The sequence below is a fragment of the Pseudomonas sp. AF32 genome (assembly GCF_022342325.2).
GTDB lineage: Bacteria > Pseudomonadota > Gammaproteobacteria > Pseudomonadales > Pseudomonadaceae > Aquipseudomonas > Aquipseudomonas uvaldensis.
The window spans coordinates 49,110-65,272 of record NZ_RQJK02000022.1 but is presented as its reverse complement, the minus strand read 5'-3'; the positions used below and the strand labels follow the sequence as shown (position 1 = coordinate 65,272).

Here is a 16,163-nt window from a genome sequence, read left to right as displayed (position 1 = left end):
ATGGCCCAAGCCACTGCCCGCCACATCCTGGTTTCCACCGAAGAGAAGTGCAACGAACTCAAGGCCCAGATCGAAGCCGGCGCCGATTTCGCCGAAGTCGCGAAAGCCAACTCTTCCTGCCCGTCCAGTCGTCAAGGTGGCGATCTGGGTTCGTTCGGCCCTGGCCAGATGGTCAAGGAGTTCGACACCGTGGTGTTCAGCGCCCCGATCAACGTGGTGCAAGGCCCGGTCAAGACCCAGTTCGGCTACCACCTGCTGGAAGTGACCAGCCGCAAGGACTGATCCCGGCTTATCGACATGAAGCCCCCCTTGTAGGAGCAAGGCTTGCCCGCGATTACTGCGCCGCGGTCCAACCGTTAAGCCGCGTTATCATTCATCGCGGGCAAGCCTTGCTCCCACAGGTCTTGCCCTTACAGATAATCCCTTCGCCGCAAGGGCTGACAATGCAACTGGCGTTCCCCTCATTATTCTTGACCGCCCTACTCCTGCTGACAGGTGCCACCGGTGTGGATGCCGCCCCGCAGCATGCCCTGACCGTCTATGGCGAGCCGGCCAAATACCCCGAAGGCTTCAGCCACTTCGCCTACGTCAATCCCCGGGCGCCCAAAGGGGGGACCCTGCGCCGCTCGGCCATCGAGATCGGCCAGTTCGACCATCTGCTGCCCTATATCGACAAGGGTATCGGCGTCAGCCAGATCGACGGTTTGCTGTATTCACCACTGGCCCAGCGTTCCCTCGATGAGCCTTACACCGTCTACGGCCTGGTGGCGGAAAAAATGGAACGCGCCGACGATGGCCTGTCCCTGCGCTTCTACCTGAACCCCAAGGCCCGCTTTGCCGATGGCAAACCCATCACCGCACAGGATGTGCGCTACAGCTTCGAACTGCTGATGACCCAGGGCAGCCTGCGCTACCGCACCCAGTTCGCGGCCGTCAAAGGCGTCGAGGTAGAGTCCGAACGCACCGTTCGCTTCGATTTCAAGAACAACGAGAGCCGCACCCTGCCACTGGACATCGCCACCTTGCCGGTATTTCCCGAACACTGGTGGAAGACCCGGGATTTCGCCGGCGGAGGTGGCTACGAGGCACCGTTGGGCAGCGGCCCGTACCGGGTCGGCAAGGTCGACTCCGGACGCAGCATCACGTTCGAGCGCAATGCCGACTGGTGGGGCAAGGACCTGCCGGTCAGCCGTGGGCTCTACAACTTCGATCACTTCAGCATCGAATATTTCGGCGACACTGACGTGGCGCGCCAGGTGTTGCGCGGCGGCGCCTACGATTACAACCGGGAATTCTCCGCCACCGGCTACTCCATCGGCTACGACAGCCCGGCGCTGCGTGACGGTCGCCTGCAGAAGGCCCACCTGGCCACCGAGGCTCCGCAAACCGCCCAGGGCTTCGTGTTCAACCTGCAACGGCCGCAGTTCCAGGATCGCCGCGTACGCCAGGCCCTGGCCATGCTCTGGGATTTCGAATGGAGCAACCGGCAGATGATGCGCAACCTTTATGTGCGCCAACAGAGCTTCTTTTCCAACACCGACCTGGCAGCCCGGCAACTACCCGACGCGGGCGAACGGGCGATCCTCGAACCGTTGCGCGGCAAAATCCCCGACGAAGTCTTCACCCAGGTGTTCGAAGCGCCCAAGACCGACGGCAGCGGCGTGATCCGGGACAAACAACTGCAGGCCCTGGCACTGCTGGAAGAAGCCGGCTGGAAACCCGACGGCGACCGTCTGGTGAATGCCGAGGGAGAACCGCTGAGCTTCACTTTCCTCAACAGCCAGAACGGTATCGACCGCCTGCTGCTGCCCTACAAGCGGACGTTGAAACAAATCGGCATCGACATGAGCATCCGGCGCATCGACCCGTCCCAGTATGTCAATCGCCTGATGAGTCGCGACTACGACATGATCATCACCGGCTACCCCGTCAGCACGTCGCCGGGCATGGAGCTTTACAACTACTTTGGCTCGGCGGCGGCCAACGATCCGGGTGCCAACAACTACATGGTTCTGCAGGACCCGGCCGTCGACACCCTCATCGACGGGCTGGTCAAGGCCACGACCCAGGGCGACATGCTCCGCCATGCCCATGCCCTGGACCGGGTGCTGCAATGGAATTACTACTGGATACCCAACTATTACCCGCCGGGCAGCTCCACCGTGTGGTGGAATCGCTTCGGCATTCCGAAAATCCAGGCCAGCAATGACGAAGCCATCGAAAGCTGGTGGGAGGTCAGCACCACGCCGCTGACCAACGAGCAGATGACCGCCGAGCGCATCAAGCGCGGTTCACCCGGGGGGCCGCACTGATGTGGGCTTACATCGCGCGGCGCCTGCTGCTGATCATTCCGACGCTGGTCATCATCCTGTTGGTGAATTTCGTCATCGTGCAGGCCGCACCGGGCGGACCGGTGGAACAGGCCATCGCCCACCTGCAAGGCATCGGCGGTGCCAGTGTCGGCAGTTCCGGCAGCGCCATGACCGGCAGCTCGCGAGCCAGTCGCGGCCTCGACCCGCAACTGATCAAGGACATCGAGAAACAATACGGCTTCGACAAACCGGCCCATGAGCGCCTGTGGCTGATGCTCAGCAGCTATGCCCGCCTGGACTTCGGCAAGAGTTTCTTCCGCGGTGCCACAGTCACCGACCTGATTCTTGAAAAAATGCCGGTCACCATTTCCCTGGGGCTCTGGGCCACGCTGATCACCTATCTGGTGTCGATCCCGCTGGGGATTCGCAAAGCGGTGCACCACGGCTCGGCCTTCGACATGTGGAGCAGCACGGCGATCATCATCGGCTATGCGATGCCGGCGTTCCTGTTCGCCATGTTCCTGATCGTGATGTTTGCCGGCGGCACGTCGCTGAACTGGTTTCCGGTGCGCGGGCTGGTGTCGGACAACTTCGAGTCACTGTCGACCCTGGGCAAGATCGCCGACTACTTCTGGCATCTGGTGCTGCCGGTCACGTCGCTGGTGATCGGCGGCTTCGCCACCCTGACGATCCTGACCAAGAACTCGTTTCTCAACGAAATCACCCGTCAGTACGTGGTCACGGCGCGAGCCAAGGGCATGAGCGAACGCCGCGTGTTGTATGGCCATGTGTTCCGTAACGCGATGCTGCTGGTGGTGTCGGGGATTCCCCAGGCCTTCATCAGTGTGTTCTTTGCCGGGTCGCTGCTGATCGAGGTGATTTTTTCCCTCGACGGCCTGGGACGCATGAGCTACGAGGCCGCCGTATCGCGGGATTACCCGGTGGTGTTCGGCTCGTTGTTCATCTTCACGCTGTTCGGCCTGCTCATCAAACTCATCGGCGACCTCTGCTACACCCTGGTGGACCCGCGCATCGATTTCGCCGCGAGGAACGCCTGATGTTCAAGCTCTCGCCCTTGGGCCGACGGCGCTTCGAGCGCTTCAAGAAGAACCGACGCGGCTGGTGGTCGCTGTGGCTGTTCATCGGCCTGTTCATCCTGACCCTGGGTGGCGAGTTGATCGCCAATGACAAGCCCCTGGTGATCAGCTATCAGAACACCCTGTATTTCCCGGTGTTCAAGCGCTACACCGAGCAGGCGTTTGGCGGACAGTTGCCGTTCCAGGCCGACTACCGCAGCAGCTATGTGCAGGACCTGATCCACAAGGGTGGCGGCTGGTTGCTGTTTCCGCCGATTCCGTTCAGCGACGACACGCCCAACTACGACCTCAACCAACCGGCCCCGAGCCCGCCCTCTCCAGTGAACTGGCTCGGCACCGACGACCAGGCCCGGGATGTACTGGCCCGGGTAATCTTCGGCGCACGGGTGTCGATCCTCTTCGCCCTGGCCCTGACCGCCATCAGCGCATTGATCGGCATCGCCGCCGGTGCGTTGCAGGGCTATTACGGCGGCTGGGTCGACCTGCTGGGACAGCGCTTGCTGGAAGTCTGGTCCGGGTTGCCGGTGCTGTACCTGCTGATCATCCTGTCCGGCTTCGTGGAGCCGAATTTCTGGTGGCTGCTGGGGATCATGGCGCTGTTTTCCTGGCTGGCCCTGGTGGATGTGGTGCGCGCCGAGTTCCTGCGCGGGCGCAACCTCGAATACGTCAAGGCGGCCCGGGCCCTGGGCCTGGGTGACCGCAAGGTGATCGTGCGGCACATCCTGCCCAACGCGATGAACGCCACCCTGAGTTACCTGCCGTTCATCCTCACCGGGGCGATTTCCACCCTCACGGCCCTGGACTTCCTCGGTTTCGGCATGCCGGCCGGCAGCGCGTCCCTGGGTGAGCTGATCGCCCAGGGCAAACAGAACCTGCAAGCGCCCTGGCTGGGGCTCACGGCGTTTTTCACCCTGGCGCTGATTCTTTCGCTCCTGGTGTTCATTGGAGAGGCATTGCGTGACGCCTTTGACCCACGATCATGAAGCAGAATCCTGAGATGAGCGAAAACCTGGTCGAAATCCGCGACCTGAACGTTGCCTTCAATGACCACACCGTGGTGCGCAACCTGTGCCTGGACATCCGTCCTGGCGAGTGTTTGGCCCTGGTGGGCGAGTCGGGCTCGGGCAAATCGGTGACGGCCCATTCGATCCTGCAACTGCTGCCGCAAACCGAGAGCCGCACCACCGGCAGCATTCGCTATCGTGGCCAGGAACTGGTGGGCGCCGAGGCCAAGACCCTGCGCGAGCTGCGCGGCAACCGCATCGCGATGATCTTCCAAGAGCCGATGACCTCGTTGAACCCACTGCACAGCGTGGAGAAGCAGATCGGCGAAACCCTGATGCTGCACAAGGGCATGGGCGGTAAAGCGGCGCGCCAGCGCATTCTCGAACTGCTGGCCCTGGTCGGCATCCAGAAGCCCGTCGAACGGCTCAAGGCCTACCCTCATCAGCTGTCCGGCGGCCAGCGGCAACGGGTAATGATCGCCATGGCCCTGGCCTGCGAGCCAGAACTGTTGATCGCCGACGAGCCGACCACCGCACTGGACGTCACCGTGCAGCGCAAGATCCTGCTGCTGCTCAAGTCATTGCAGCAACGCCTGGGCATGTCGTTGCTGTTGATCAGCCACGACCTGAACCTGGTGCGCAGCATCGCCCAACGGGTCTGTGTGATGAAGGCCGGGGAAATCGTCGAACAGGCGCCGTGCGAAACCCTCTTCAGCGCGCCGAAACACCCCTATAGCTGCGAGCTGCTGCACGCCGAGCCGGAAGGCGAAGCCTTGCCCCGGGACGAGCGCGAAGACGTGTTGCAGGTGCAGGACCTGCGGGTGAGTTTCGCCCTGGGGGGCGGGCTGTTCCGGCGCAAGGAATACCTGCGAGCCGTGGACGGCATCAGCCTGAACATCCAGCGCGGCAAGACCCTGGGCATCGTCGGCGAATCCGGCTCGGGCAAGTCGACCCTCGGCCAGGCGATCCTGCGGTTGATCGAATCCGAAGGCAGTATTCGTTTCCAGGGCCAGGCACTGGATCATTTGTCCCAGAAGGAGCTGCGGCCGTGGCGCAAACAGATGCAGGTGGTGTTCCAGGACCCGTTCGGCAGCCTCAGCCCACGGATGTCGGTGCAGCAGATCATCAGCGAAGGCCTCGAAGTCCATAGCCCGTCCAGCGCCCGGGAATGCGAGGCCAGGGTCATCCAGGCCCTCAAGGAAGTCGGCCTCGACCCACAGAGCCGCCATCGCTATCCCCACGAATTCTCCGGCGGCCAGCGCCAGCGCATCGCCATTGCCCGGGCATTGGTGCTCAAGCCGGCGTTGATCCTGCTGGACGAACCGACCTCGGCGCTGGACCGTACCGTGCAGAAACAGGTGGTCGCCCTGCTCCGCCAGCTCCAGGAAAAACATGGGTTGACCTACCTGTTCATCAGCCACGACCTGGCGGTGGTGCGTGCCCTGGCCCACGACATGATCGTGATCAAGGACGGCAAGGTGGTCGAATGCGGCGCCAGCCATGAGGTGTTCGACGCGCCACAACATCCTTACACCCAGGAGCTGTTGGCGGCGGCGCATCCGGGGTGGGCATAATCGAGCCTTGCAGTTGGACCGCGTCGCGGCCTTCGCGAGCAAGCCCGCTCCCACAAGGGCTTTTCAGTGCCACTTAGATCCAATGTGGGAGCGGGCTTGCTCGCGAAGAGGCCAGAACAGCAACCACACACCCTGGAATGCCTGATGAACCCCACCGAAAACCTCAAGGACTACAAGCGCGTACGCACGCTGGCGATCCGTTCGTTGTTCGAGATCATCGAGCAGTCCAGCGAGGGCACGGTGATTGTCGACCGCGACGCGAATATCGTCTGGATGAACGAACGCTACGCCCGGCGCTTCGGCTTGAGCTCGGCGCAGGAGGCGATTGGCCGGGCCTGCGAAAGCGTCATCCCCGGCAGCCTGTTGCGTGAAGTGGTACGTACCGGGCGGCCGATCCTGCTGGACATGCAGGACATGCCCAAGGAGCCGCTGGTGGTCATGCGCCTGCCGATCCACGACAGTGCGGGCGCGGTGATCGGCGCCATCGGCTTTGCCTTGTTCGGCGAACTGCACAGCCTGTCGCCGATGCTCAAGCGTTACCAGAGCATGCAGGAAGAATTGGCCTCCACTCGTTCGCTGCTGCGGGCACGACAGGCCAAATACAACTTCGCCCATTTCATCGGTACCAGCAGCGCCGGCCTGGAGGTCAAGCGACGCGCCCGACGCAGCGCCAGCGCCGACTCGCCGGTGCTGCTGCTCGGCGAGACCGGCACCGGCAAGGAGCTGCTGGCCCAGGCGATCCACAGCGCCTCGCCACGGGCGCACAAAGCGTTCGTGAGCATCAACAGCGCGGCGATTCCCGAATCGCTGCTGGAAGCCGAGTTTTTCGGCACGGCCCCGGGCGCCTTCACCGGCGCCGACCGCAAGGGCCGCCCCGGCAAGTTGCAGATCGCCCAGGGCGGCACGCTGTTTCTCGATGAAATCGGCGACATGCCATTGCCGCTGCAAAGCAAGCTGCTACGAGTGCTCCAGGAGAAGGAATACGAACCGGTGGGCTCCAACGAGGTGCGACAAAGCGATGTGCGGGTGATCGCCGCCACCTCCACGGACCTGGAGGCGGCGATCAAACGGGGCGAGTTCCGCGCCGACCTGTACTACCGCCTCAATGTACTGCCGATTCAGGTTCCGCCGCTGCGCGAACGGCTGGATGACCTGCCGGCCCTGAGCGAATCGATCCTCGAAGAACTGCGCAGCCAGCACGAACTGAACGACGACGCACTCGACCTGCTGGGACAACATGCCTGGCCAGGCAACATCCGGGAGCTGCGCAACGTGCTGGAACGGGCGGCGCTGCTCAGCGACAACCCGGTGCTCACCGCCGCCGACATCCGCGCCGCCATCGGCACCTTCACGCCGGTGACCCGCACGGCAAGCCCCGGCGTGGAGCTGTTGTCGCAGGAGACTTTCGCCCAGGCACGGGCCCGATTCGACCGGCAACTGATTGAATCCACCCTGGCGCAATGCGGGGGCAAGGTGGTGGAAGCGGCGAAGCGGTTGGGGCTGGGGCGGTCGACTTTGTATAAGAAGATGGTGGCATTGGGGATTGCGGAGTCTCAATAGAGAGACATTCTGTCTCTATTGTTGTACTAGTCTTTTTGGAGTGCTTGGCACTCATCGCGAGCAGGCTCGCTCCCACACTTGATCGCGTACACTGCCCCCCTTTGTGGGAGCGAGCCTGCTCGCGATGAAGCCAGCAGCCTCTCAGAAAATCTCAAAACAGAGACAAAATCCTCTATCAACCCTGTCAACCTCTTAAAATATCCATATATTTCAATAAGTTACACACCTGGCACAAAACTCGCTAACCCGTCTCCCACCGATTCACCACAACAATAACAATCCAGGAGACACACCATGAGTGTGATCATTGCCTTGGCAGCCCTCACGCTGCTGATGGTGGCCGCTTACCGCGGCTACAGCGTCATCCTCTTTGCCCCCATCGCCGCCCTCGGCGCCGTCCTGCTCACCGACCCGTCCGCCGTCGCCCCTGCGTTCACCGGGGTGTTCATGGAGAAAATGGTCGGCTTCATCAAACTGTATTTCCCGGTGTTCCTGCTCGGTGCGGTGTTCGGCAAGCTGATCGAACTGTCGGGCTTCTCCCGCTCCATCGTGGCGGCGGCGATTCGGCTGCTGGGCACGCGCCAGGCCATGTTGGTGATCGTGCTGGTCTGCGCATTGCTGACCTACGGCGGCGTGTCGCTGTTTGTCGTGGTGTTCGCGGTGTACCCGTTCGCCGCCGAGATGTTCCGCCAGAGCGACATCCCCAAGCGACTGATCCCGGCCACCATTGCCCTGGGTGCATTCTCGTTCACCATGGACGCCCTGCCCGGCACGCCGCAGATCCAGAACATCATTCCCAGCACCTTCTTCAACACCACCGCCTGGGCCGCGCCATGGCTGGGGGTAATCGGCACGCTCTTCGTGTTCAGCATCGGCATGCTGTTCCTCCAGCGTCAGCGCAACAAGGCCCAGCGCCTGGGCGAAGGCTACGGCACCGAGCTGCGCAACGAGCCGGAAACCGCCGAAGACATCAAGCTGCCCAACCCCTGGGTCGCCGTCTCACCGCTGCTGGCGGTGGGGATCATGAACCTGCTGTTCACCCAATGGATACCGCAGTGGTACGGCAAGACCCATAGCCTGGCGCTGCCGGGCATGGCCGCGCCGGTGACCAGCGACATCGCCAAGCTCACCGCGATCTGGGCGGTGCAGGCGGCTTTGCTGGTGGGCATCATCCTGGTGTTGCTGTTCGGCTTCCGGGCCATTCGCAGCAAGCTGGCCGAAGGCAGTAAAAGCGCGGTGGGCGGCGCATTGCTCGCCGCCATGAACACCGCTTCGGAATACGGCTTCGGCGCCGTCATCGCCTCGCTGCCAGGCTTTCTGGTCCTGGCCGACTGGCTCAAGAGCATCCCCAATCCCCTGGTCAACGAAGCGGTCACCGTGACGCTGCTGGCCGGCATCACCGGTTCCGCCTCGGGTGGCATGAGCATCGCCCTGGCGGCCATGTCCGAAACCTTCATCAGCGCCGCCCACGCTGCCAACATTCCCCTGGAGGTGCTGCACCGCGTGGCCGCCATGGCCAGCGGTGGCATGGACACCCTGCCCCACAACGGCGCGGTGATCACCCTACTGGCAGTGACCGGCCTGACCCACCGTGAAGCCTACAAGGACATTTTCTGCATTACGCTGATCAAGACCCTCGCGGTGTTCTTCGTGATCGGCGTGTTCTACGCCACTGGCATTGTATGAGGTTCCCATGACAACGACGCTTTCGGGCAAGACTGCCCTGGTCACCGGTTCTACCAGCGGCATTGGCCTGGGCATTGCCCTGAGTCTGGCCAAGGCCGGCGCCCATCTGATCCTCAACGGTTTTGGCGATGCCTCGGCGGTGATCGCCGAGGTGAAACAGTTCGGCGGCAAGGTCGGCCATCATCCGGCGGACGTCAGCGACCCGGCGCAGATCGCCGACATGCTCGCCTACGCCGAGCGCGAGTTTGGCGGCGTGGACATCCTGGTCAACAACGCCGGCATCCAGCACGTGGCCGCCGTGGAGGACTTCCCGGTGGAACGCTGGGACTCGATCATCGCCATCAACCTGTCCTCGGTGTTCCATGCCACTCGGCTAAGCCTGCCGGGCATGCGCGCCAAAGGCTGGGGACGGATCGTCAACATCGCCTCGGTCCACGGTCAGGTCGGCTCGGTGGGCAAGGCCGCTTATGTCGCCGCCAAGCACGGGGTCATCGGCCTGACCAAAGTGGTCGGCCTGGAAACCGCCACCAGCAACGTGACGTGCAATGCCATTTGCCCAGGTTGGGTGCTGACGCCGCTGGTGCAGAAACAGATCGACGACCGCATCGCCTCGGGTGTCGACCCGCAACAGGCCCAACACGACCTGCTGGCCGAGAAACAACCTTCCCTGGCGTTCGTGACCCCGCCGCAACTGGGGGAACTGGTGCTGTTTTTGTGCAGCGAAGCCGGCAGCCAGGTGCGCGGCGCGGCGTGGAATATCGATGGCGGGTGGTTGGCTCAGTAAGACCGTCGACTTCCTTGTGGCGAGGGGATTTATCCCCGCTGGGCTGCGTAGCAGCCCGCAACAGGATCAACCCGATGCATCTGGTATCGGCACCCCATTGGGGACCGCTGCGCGGTCCAGCGGGGATAAATCCCCTCGCCACAGAGTGTTCCCTCGACACAATTCGGGCTCCGCCGCTCTATAGTTTGTATAGCCATAAAAACAAGAGGCATCCCATGTCCGACATCCTCTGGCAACCCGCCCCCGAACGCATCGCCCGGTCGCGCATGAACGCCTTTCGCCAGTTCATCAACGCGCGGCACCACCTGCAACTCAATGACTATCCAGCCTTGCACGCCTGGAGTATCGACCAGCGCGATGCCTTCTGGCAGGCCATCGTCGATTTCTTCGATATCCGCTTTCATCAGGCCCCCACACAAGTGCTGGTGGAAGGCCCGCACATGCCCAGCGCCCAATGGTTCCCAGGGGCGACACTGAATTTCGCCGAACACCTGCTGCGCCGTCGCGACGATGCCGTGGCGGTGGTGGCCGTCGACGAAAACGGCGACCAGGCGCAGTTGACCTGGGCCGAACTGGCCGCCCACGTTGCCGGCCTGCAAAAAAGCCTGCAAGCCGCCGGCGTGACCCAAGGGGATCGTGTCGCCGCGTGCATGCCCAATACCTGGCAAACCCTGGTGGGCATGCTTGCCGCCACCAGCCTGGGCGCCATCTGGTCCTGCTCGTCGCCTGACTTCGGCACCCAAGGGGTGATCGACCGCTTCGGCCAGATCGAACCCAAGGTACTGATGACCTGCGCCGGTTACCGCTACGCCGGCAAGGTCATCGACCAGCGGGCCAAGGTCAATGAAATCCTCGAACGACTGCCTTCGCTGCAACAACTGATCGTGCTGCCTTATGCCCGACCCGATGCCGGCCCAGGCGATTTCAAGACCCCGGCCAACGTTGCTTTGTGGGGCGAGTTCTACCAACCCGGCGGCGAGCCGGCATTCATCCACGTGCCGTTCGATCACCCGCTGTACATCCTCTATTCCAGCGGCACCACCGGCGTGCCGAAATGCATCGTCCACGGCACGGGCGGTGTCTTGCTGCAACATATAAAGGAGCACGGCCTGCACGTCGACCTCGATCCCGAGGATCGTCTGTTCTACTACACCACCTGCGGCTGGATGATGTGGAACTGGCTGGTCTCGGCGCTCGCCGTCGGCAGCGCCGTGATCCTCTACGACGGATCGCCGTTTCATCCCGGCCCCGAACGCCTGCTGGACCTGATCGACCAGCAGCGCATCAGCGTGTTCGGTACCAGCCCGAAATTCCTCGCGGCGCTGGAAAGCCAGGGCCTGAAACCCCGGCAATCTCACGACCTGGGCAGTCTGAAGACCGTCCTGTCCACCGGTTCGGCGCTGGCGCCCCATAGCTACGACTATGTGTACCGCGACTTCAAGGCCGACGTCTGCCTGGCGTCGATGTCCGGCGGCACCGACATCGTGTCGTGTTTCGTCAATGGCAACCCGCTGTCAGCGGTGCGTCGCGGCGAGATGCAAGGCAAGAGCCTGGGCATGGCGGTGCAGGTCTGGAACGAGGCTGGGCAGGCCATCATCGGCGAGAAAGGCGAACTGGTGTGCACCCGGCATTTCCCGGCGATGCCCATCGGCTTGTGGAACGATCCCCATCAGGAAAAGCTGCGTGCTTCCTACTTCAGTCAGTTCCCCGGCGTATGGGCCCAGGGCGACTACGCCGAAGAACTGCCCCACGGCGGTTTTCTGATCCACGGACGCTCCGATGCGGTGCTCAACCCCGGCGGGGTGCGTATCGGCACGGCGGAAATCTATCGGCAGGTGGAAAAAGTCGAGGAAGTGCTGGACAGCGTCGCCATCGGCCAGCAATGGCAAGGTGATGTGCGGGTGGTGCTGTTCGTGCGCTTGCGCGATGGCGTGGTGCTGGATGAAGCGCTGGAGCAACGGATCCGCCAGGTCATCCGCGAAAACACCACGCCACGCCATGTCCCGGCGAAGATCCTGGCGGTCAGCGACATTCCACGGACCATCAGCGGCAAGGTGGTGGAGCTGGCGGTGCGTAACGTGGTGCATGGCGAAGCCGTGAAAAACACCGACGCCCTGGCCAACCCCGAGGCACTGGAGCTGTTTCGGGATCGGGTAGAGCTGACTGTCTAGACGCAGCACAAACCGCTTTTCTGTGGCGAGGGGATTTATCCCCGCTGGGCTGCGAAGCAGACCCAAAGCAGCCAACACAGTCTTTCTGATACACCTCGGTGTCTGGATTTAGGGCTGCTTCGCAGCCCAGCGGGGATAAATCCCCTCGCCACAACGTCAATCCATCAATCCCCACTCCCCCGCTGCCGGATCGGCCGGGGGAGCCGTGCCCGACTCGGCATGCAACTTCAATCGCAAGCGCAGGTTATTCGCCGAATCGGCGTTCTTCAGGGCTTCTTCCTCATCGAGCACCCCTTCGACCACCAGGTTGAACAGGGCCTGGTCAAAGGTCTGCATTCCCAGCTCCTCTGACTTTTCCATGATGCCCTTGAGTTCGCCCAGCTCGTTGCGCCGGATCAGGTCGGCCACCGTGGGCGAGCCCAGCATGACCTCCACGGCGGCCCGACGTTGCCCCGTACGAGTGCGCACCAGGCGCTGGGACACGAATGCCTTGAGGTTGTTGCCCAAATCATTGAGCAGTTGCGGCCGTCGCTCTTCCGGAAAGAAATTGATCACCCGGTCCAGGGCCTGGTTGGCGTTGTGGGCATGCAGGGTGGAAATCACCAAGTGTCCGGTGTCGGCGAAGGCCAGGGCATGCTCCATGGTTTCACGGTCGCGGATTTCCCCGATCAGCACCACGTCCGGTGCCTGGCGCAGGGTATTTTTCAGGGCGGCGTGGAAGCTGCGGGTATCGACGCCCACTTCCCGTTGGTTGATGATCGACTTCTTGTGCCGATGGATATATTCCACCGGGTCTTCGATGGTAATGATATGGCCGCTGCTGTTGCGATTGCGGTAGTCGATCAGCGCCGCCAGGGAAGTGGACTTGCCCGAACCCGTCGCACCGACGAACAGCATCAACCCCTGCTTCTGCATGATGGTGTCCAGCAGTATCTTGGGCAGCTTGAGGTCTTCGAAGCGCGGAATATCCAGTTTGACGTTGCGTATCACCATCGACACGTCATTGCGCTGCTTGAAGATGTTGACCCGGAATCGCCCGACACCGGCCAGAGAAATGGCCAGGTTCATTTCCAGTTCCCGATCGAACTCAAGACGCTGTTCGGCGTCCATCAAAGACTCGGCGAGCCCGGCGATGTCGCCGACCTTGAACGCCTGGGTGCCCAATGGCTTGAGCGCGCCTTCGAATTTGGCGCACGGTGGCGCACCGGTGGACAGGTAAAGGTCGGAGCCATCCTGGCTCGCCAGGATTCGCAACAAGGGATCAATTTCCATGGACTGAAACTTCCGCGAGATATCAATGAAACACGTTGACCCGAGCATGCAATCTTCCAGACCAACCCGCGCTTTCCTTTTTCAGAGGATAGTCGACACCACACGACATCCAGGGACTCCGTGATGAACGCGACACCCGCCGGCAGCGTTACCCAGCGCCTGATCGCCCGACTGGACTGGACCTCTAGCCCGCTGGGCGCCCCCGAAACCTGGCCGCAAAGCCTGCGCACCGCCGTGGACATCGTGCTCCACTCCCCCATGCCCATGGCCTTGCTGTGGGGGCCGCAACTGGTCCACGTCTACAACGATGCCTTTTCCCGCCTGGCGGGTGACAAGCACCCCCGGGCCCTTGGCCAGCCCACCCACGAGGCCTGGCCCGAACTGCGCAGCGCGACCGAAACGATTTACCAGGGCGTGTTGCAAGGTCGTACGCACACCTGCCGCGACCAGCTATGGCGTCTGCCCTTCGCCGGCCGCCTCTGCGACCTCTGGCTGGACCTGACCTACAGCCCCGTACGCGATGAAAACGGCGCCGTGGCAGGTATTCTGGTCACCGCCATCGAGACCAGCGAGCGGCGGCGCCTGGCCCTGGAGTTCGAACGACGCTCCGAGGCCAGCCTCAAGGCCCAGCAGGAAAGCGAAGAGCGTCTGCAATTGGCCCTCGCTGCCGCCGATGCGCTGGGCACGTGGGATTGGGACATCAGCGAAGACCGTTTCATCGCCGACGCGCATTTCGCCCTGCTGCATGGGGTCGATCCGAGCCTGTCGCGCCAGTTGCCCATCAGCGCCTACCTCGAAGGCGTGCACCCTGAAGACCGGGCCATGGTGGCCCGCAGTATCAAGCATTGCATCACCCACGGCAGCGAGTACGCCGAGGAATACCGCCTGCTGCAGCCCGACGGCGAACTGCGCTGGGTGTTCGTGCGCGGTCGTTGCTACAAGGATCGCCATGGCCGGCCCAAGCGCTTTCTCGGCGCTGCCCTGGACCTGACCGAGCGCAAGCGTACCGAACAGGCCCTGCGCCAGAGCCAGACCGAACTGCAGCTGATCATCAACGCCATGCCGGTGCTGATCAGCTACGTGGACCACGAAGAGCGTTTCCGGCTGAACAACAGCGCTTACCTGGATTGGTACGGCCTCACCCCGCAGGAGCTGTACGGCAAGACCATCCGCGAGGTCCTCGGGGAAGAGGCCTATGCCGCTCGCGCCGAGCAGATCGCCGGGGCGCTGGCCGGCAAACCGTGCAGCTTCGCTGTGCAGACCTCCCATCGCGATGGCCGGCCGCGCCACGCGCTGGTCAACTACCTGCCCCGCCACGGCGCGGACGGCGCGGTGAACGGCTTCTACATCTTTGTGATCGACGAGACCGAACGCAAGAAAACCGAGGAAGCCCTGCGGCACCTCAACGAAACGCTGGAAGAGCGGGTCATCGCCCGTACCCGACAACTGGCCGAAGCCAACCAGCGCCTGCAGAGCGAGATGTTCGAACGCGAACGCGCCGAAGAAGCCCTGCGCCATGCCCAGAAAATGGAAGCCGTGGGCCAGCTCACCGGCGGTATCGCCCACGACTTCAACAATATGCTGACCGGCATCCTGGGCAGTCTCGACCTGATGCAGCGCTACATCGCCAATGGCCGCGCCGCCGAAATCGGTCGCTTCACCGAAGCGGCCATGTCCTCGGCCAATCGCGCCGCGGCCCTGACCCACCGGCTGCTGGCGTTCTCCCGGCGCCAGTCCCTGGACCGCAAGCCGCTGAACCCCAACGACCTGGTGCATTCACTCGAAGACCTGCTGAGCCGGACCACAGGCGATCACATCCTGCTGCGGCTGCAATTGGCCGATGAGCTTTGGCCGATCAGCACCGATGCCAGCCAGCTGGAAAACGCCCTGCTCAACCTGGTGATCAACGCCAGGGATGCCATGCCCGATGGCGGCGAGCTGACTATCGAAACCGCCAACATCTACCTCGACGGCAGCGATATCAGCACCCTGGAGCCGGTCAAGGCCGGGGATTATGTGATGATCGCCGTCAGCGACAACGGTAGCGGCATGACCCCTTCCGTACTGGCCAAGGCCTTCGACCCCTTCTTCACCACCAAGCCCATCGGCCAGGGCACCGGCCTGGGCTTGTCAATGATCTACGGGTTCGCCCAGCAGTCGGGTGGACACCTGAGTCTGGACAGCATGCCGGGCCAGGGCACGCGGGTGCAGTTATACCTCCCGCGCCTGTACGTGGCACCTGCCGAGCAGCACACCGAGGCCGAGACCGTCGACGCGCCAGCCGCGATTGCCGGGGAGACCGTATTGCTGGTGGAAGACGAACCCGCGGTCCGGATGCTGGTGCTCGACTTGTTGGAGGCCTTGGGTTACGCCGCCCTGGAAGCCAAGGACGCCAAAATGGCCCTGCCACTGCTGGAGTCGGACCGGCGGATCGACTTGCTGGTCACCGACGTCGGCCTGCCTGGCATGAACGGTCGTCAATTGGCTGAAATTGCGCGCCAGCACCGGCCCGACCTGAAAGTGCTGTTCATGACCGGGTACGCGCAAAAGGCCGCCGAACGCCAGGGTTTCCTGGAACAGGGCATGGACATGGTCGCCAAACCGTTCTCCCTGGACCTGTTGGCCAACAAGATTCGGACGATGATCAACCATGGCACCTGACTTGAGGCATAATCGCCGCCCCGTCGCCCCGCCACCGCTCAG

The 16,163-nt window shown here is 62.9% G+C and carries 11 protein-coding genes; 10 read left to right on the top strand and 1 reads right to left on the bottom strand.

Annotated features, from left to right (window positions below):
* From EGM97_RS20100 to EGM97_RS20060, 9 genes are all read left to right on the top strand, one after another.
* Positions 1-282 (top strand): peptidylprolyl isomerase, encoded by a 282-nt coding sequence (locus EGM97_RS20100; protein WP_053154209.1) that lies wholly within the window; start codon positions 1-3, stop codon positions 280-282.
* Between the two features lie 161 nt (positions 283-443).
* The gene (locus EGM97_RS20095; protein WP_238964377.1) at positions 444-2,312 is read left to right on the top strand and encodes an extracellular solute-binding protein; all 1,869 of its coding nucleotides are present in this window, start codon (positions 444-446) and stop codon (positions 2,310-2,312) included.
* On the top strand, positions 2,312-3,370 hold the full coding sequence (locus EGM97_RS20090) for a microcin C ABC transporter permease YejB (RefSeq protein WP_238964376.1): 1,059 nt from the start codon (positions 2,312-2,314) through the stop codon (positions 3,368-3,370). Before EGM97_RS20095 ends, EGM97_RS20090 begins: the two co-directional genes overlap by 1 nt.
* Positions 3,370-4,392, top strand: coding sequence for an ABC transporter permease (locus EGM97_RS20085; protein WP_238964375.1), 1,023 nt, complete (start codon positions 3,370-3,372; stop codon positions 4,390-4,392). The genes EGM97_RS20090 and EGM97_RS20085 overlap by 1 nt, the downstream gene beginning before the upstream one ends.
* Before the next feature lie 14 nt (positions 4,393-4,406).
* Complete coding sequence (locus tag EGM97_RS20080; protein WP_238964424.1) at positions 4,407-5,987, top strand: ABC transporter ATP-binding protein; 1,581 nt, start codon at positions 4,407-4,409, stop codon at positions 5,985-5,987.
* A 144-nt stretch (positions 5,988-6,131) separates the two neighbouring features.
* Entirely contained in the window at positions 6,132-7,547 is a 1,416-nt protein-coding gene (locus EGM97_RS20075) for a sigma-54 interaction domain-containing protein (RefSeq protein WP_238964374.1), read from the top strand.
* 294 nt (positions 7,548-7,841) lie between these two features.
* A complete protein-coding gene (locus tag EGM97_RS20070) occupies positions 7,842-9,233 on the top strand; it encodes a GntP family permease (protein ID WP_238964373.1) in 1,392 nt (463 codons plus the stop codon).
* A 7-nt stretch (positions 9,234-9,240) separates the two neighbouring features.
* Complete coding sequence (hbdH, locus tag EGM97_RS20065) at positions 9,241-10,017, top strand: 3-hydroxybutyrate dehydrogenase (protein WP_238964372.1); 777 nt, start codon at positions 9,241-9,243, stop codon at positions 10,015-10,017.
* Between the two features lie 215 nt (positions 10,018-10,232).
* Entirely contained in the window at positions 10,233-12,188 is a 1,956-nt protein-coding gene (locus EGM97_RS20060; RefSeq protein ID WP_238964371.1) for an acetoacetate--CoA ligase, read from the top strand.
* Positions 12,189-12,344: 156 nt separating this feature from the next.
* Here the strand turns inward: EGM97_RS20060 and EGM97_RS20055 are convergent, their stop codons facing one another.
* On the bottom strand, positions 12,345-13,460 hold the full coding sequence (locus EGM97_RS20055) for a PilT/PilU family type 4a pilus ATPase (protein ID WP_238964370.1): 1,116 nt from the start codon (positions 13,458-13,460) through the stop codon (positions 12,345-12,347).
* 123 nt (positions 13,461-13,583) lie between these two features.
* Here EGM97_RS20055 and EGM97_RS20050 point away from each other — a divergent pair, with 123 nt between their 5' ends.
* Complete coding sequence (locus tag EGM97_RS20050) at positions 13,584-16,121, top strand: hybrid sensor histidine kinase/response regulator (protein WP_238964369.1); 2,538 nt, start codon at positions 13,584-13,586, stop codon at positions 16,119-16,121.
* Positions 16,122-16,163: the final 42 nt, after the last annotated feature.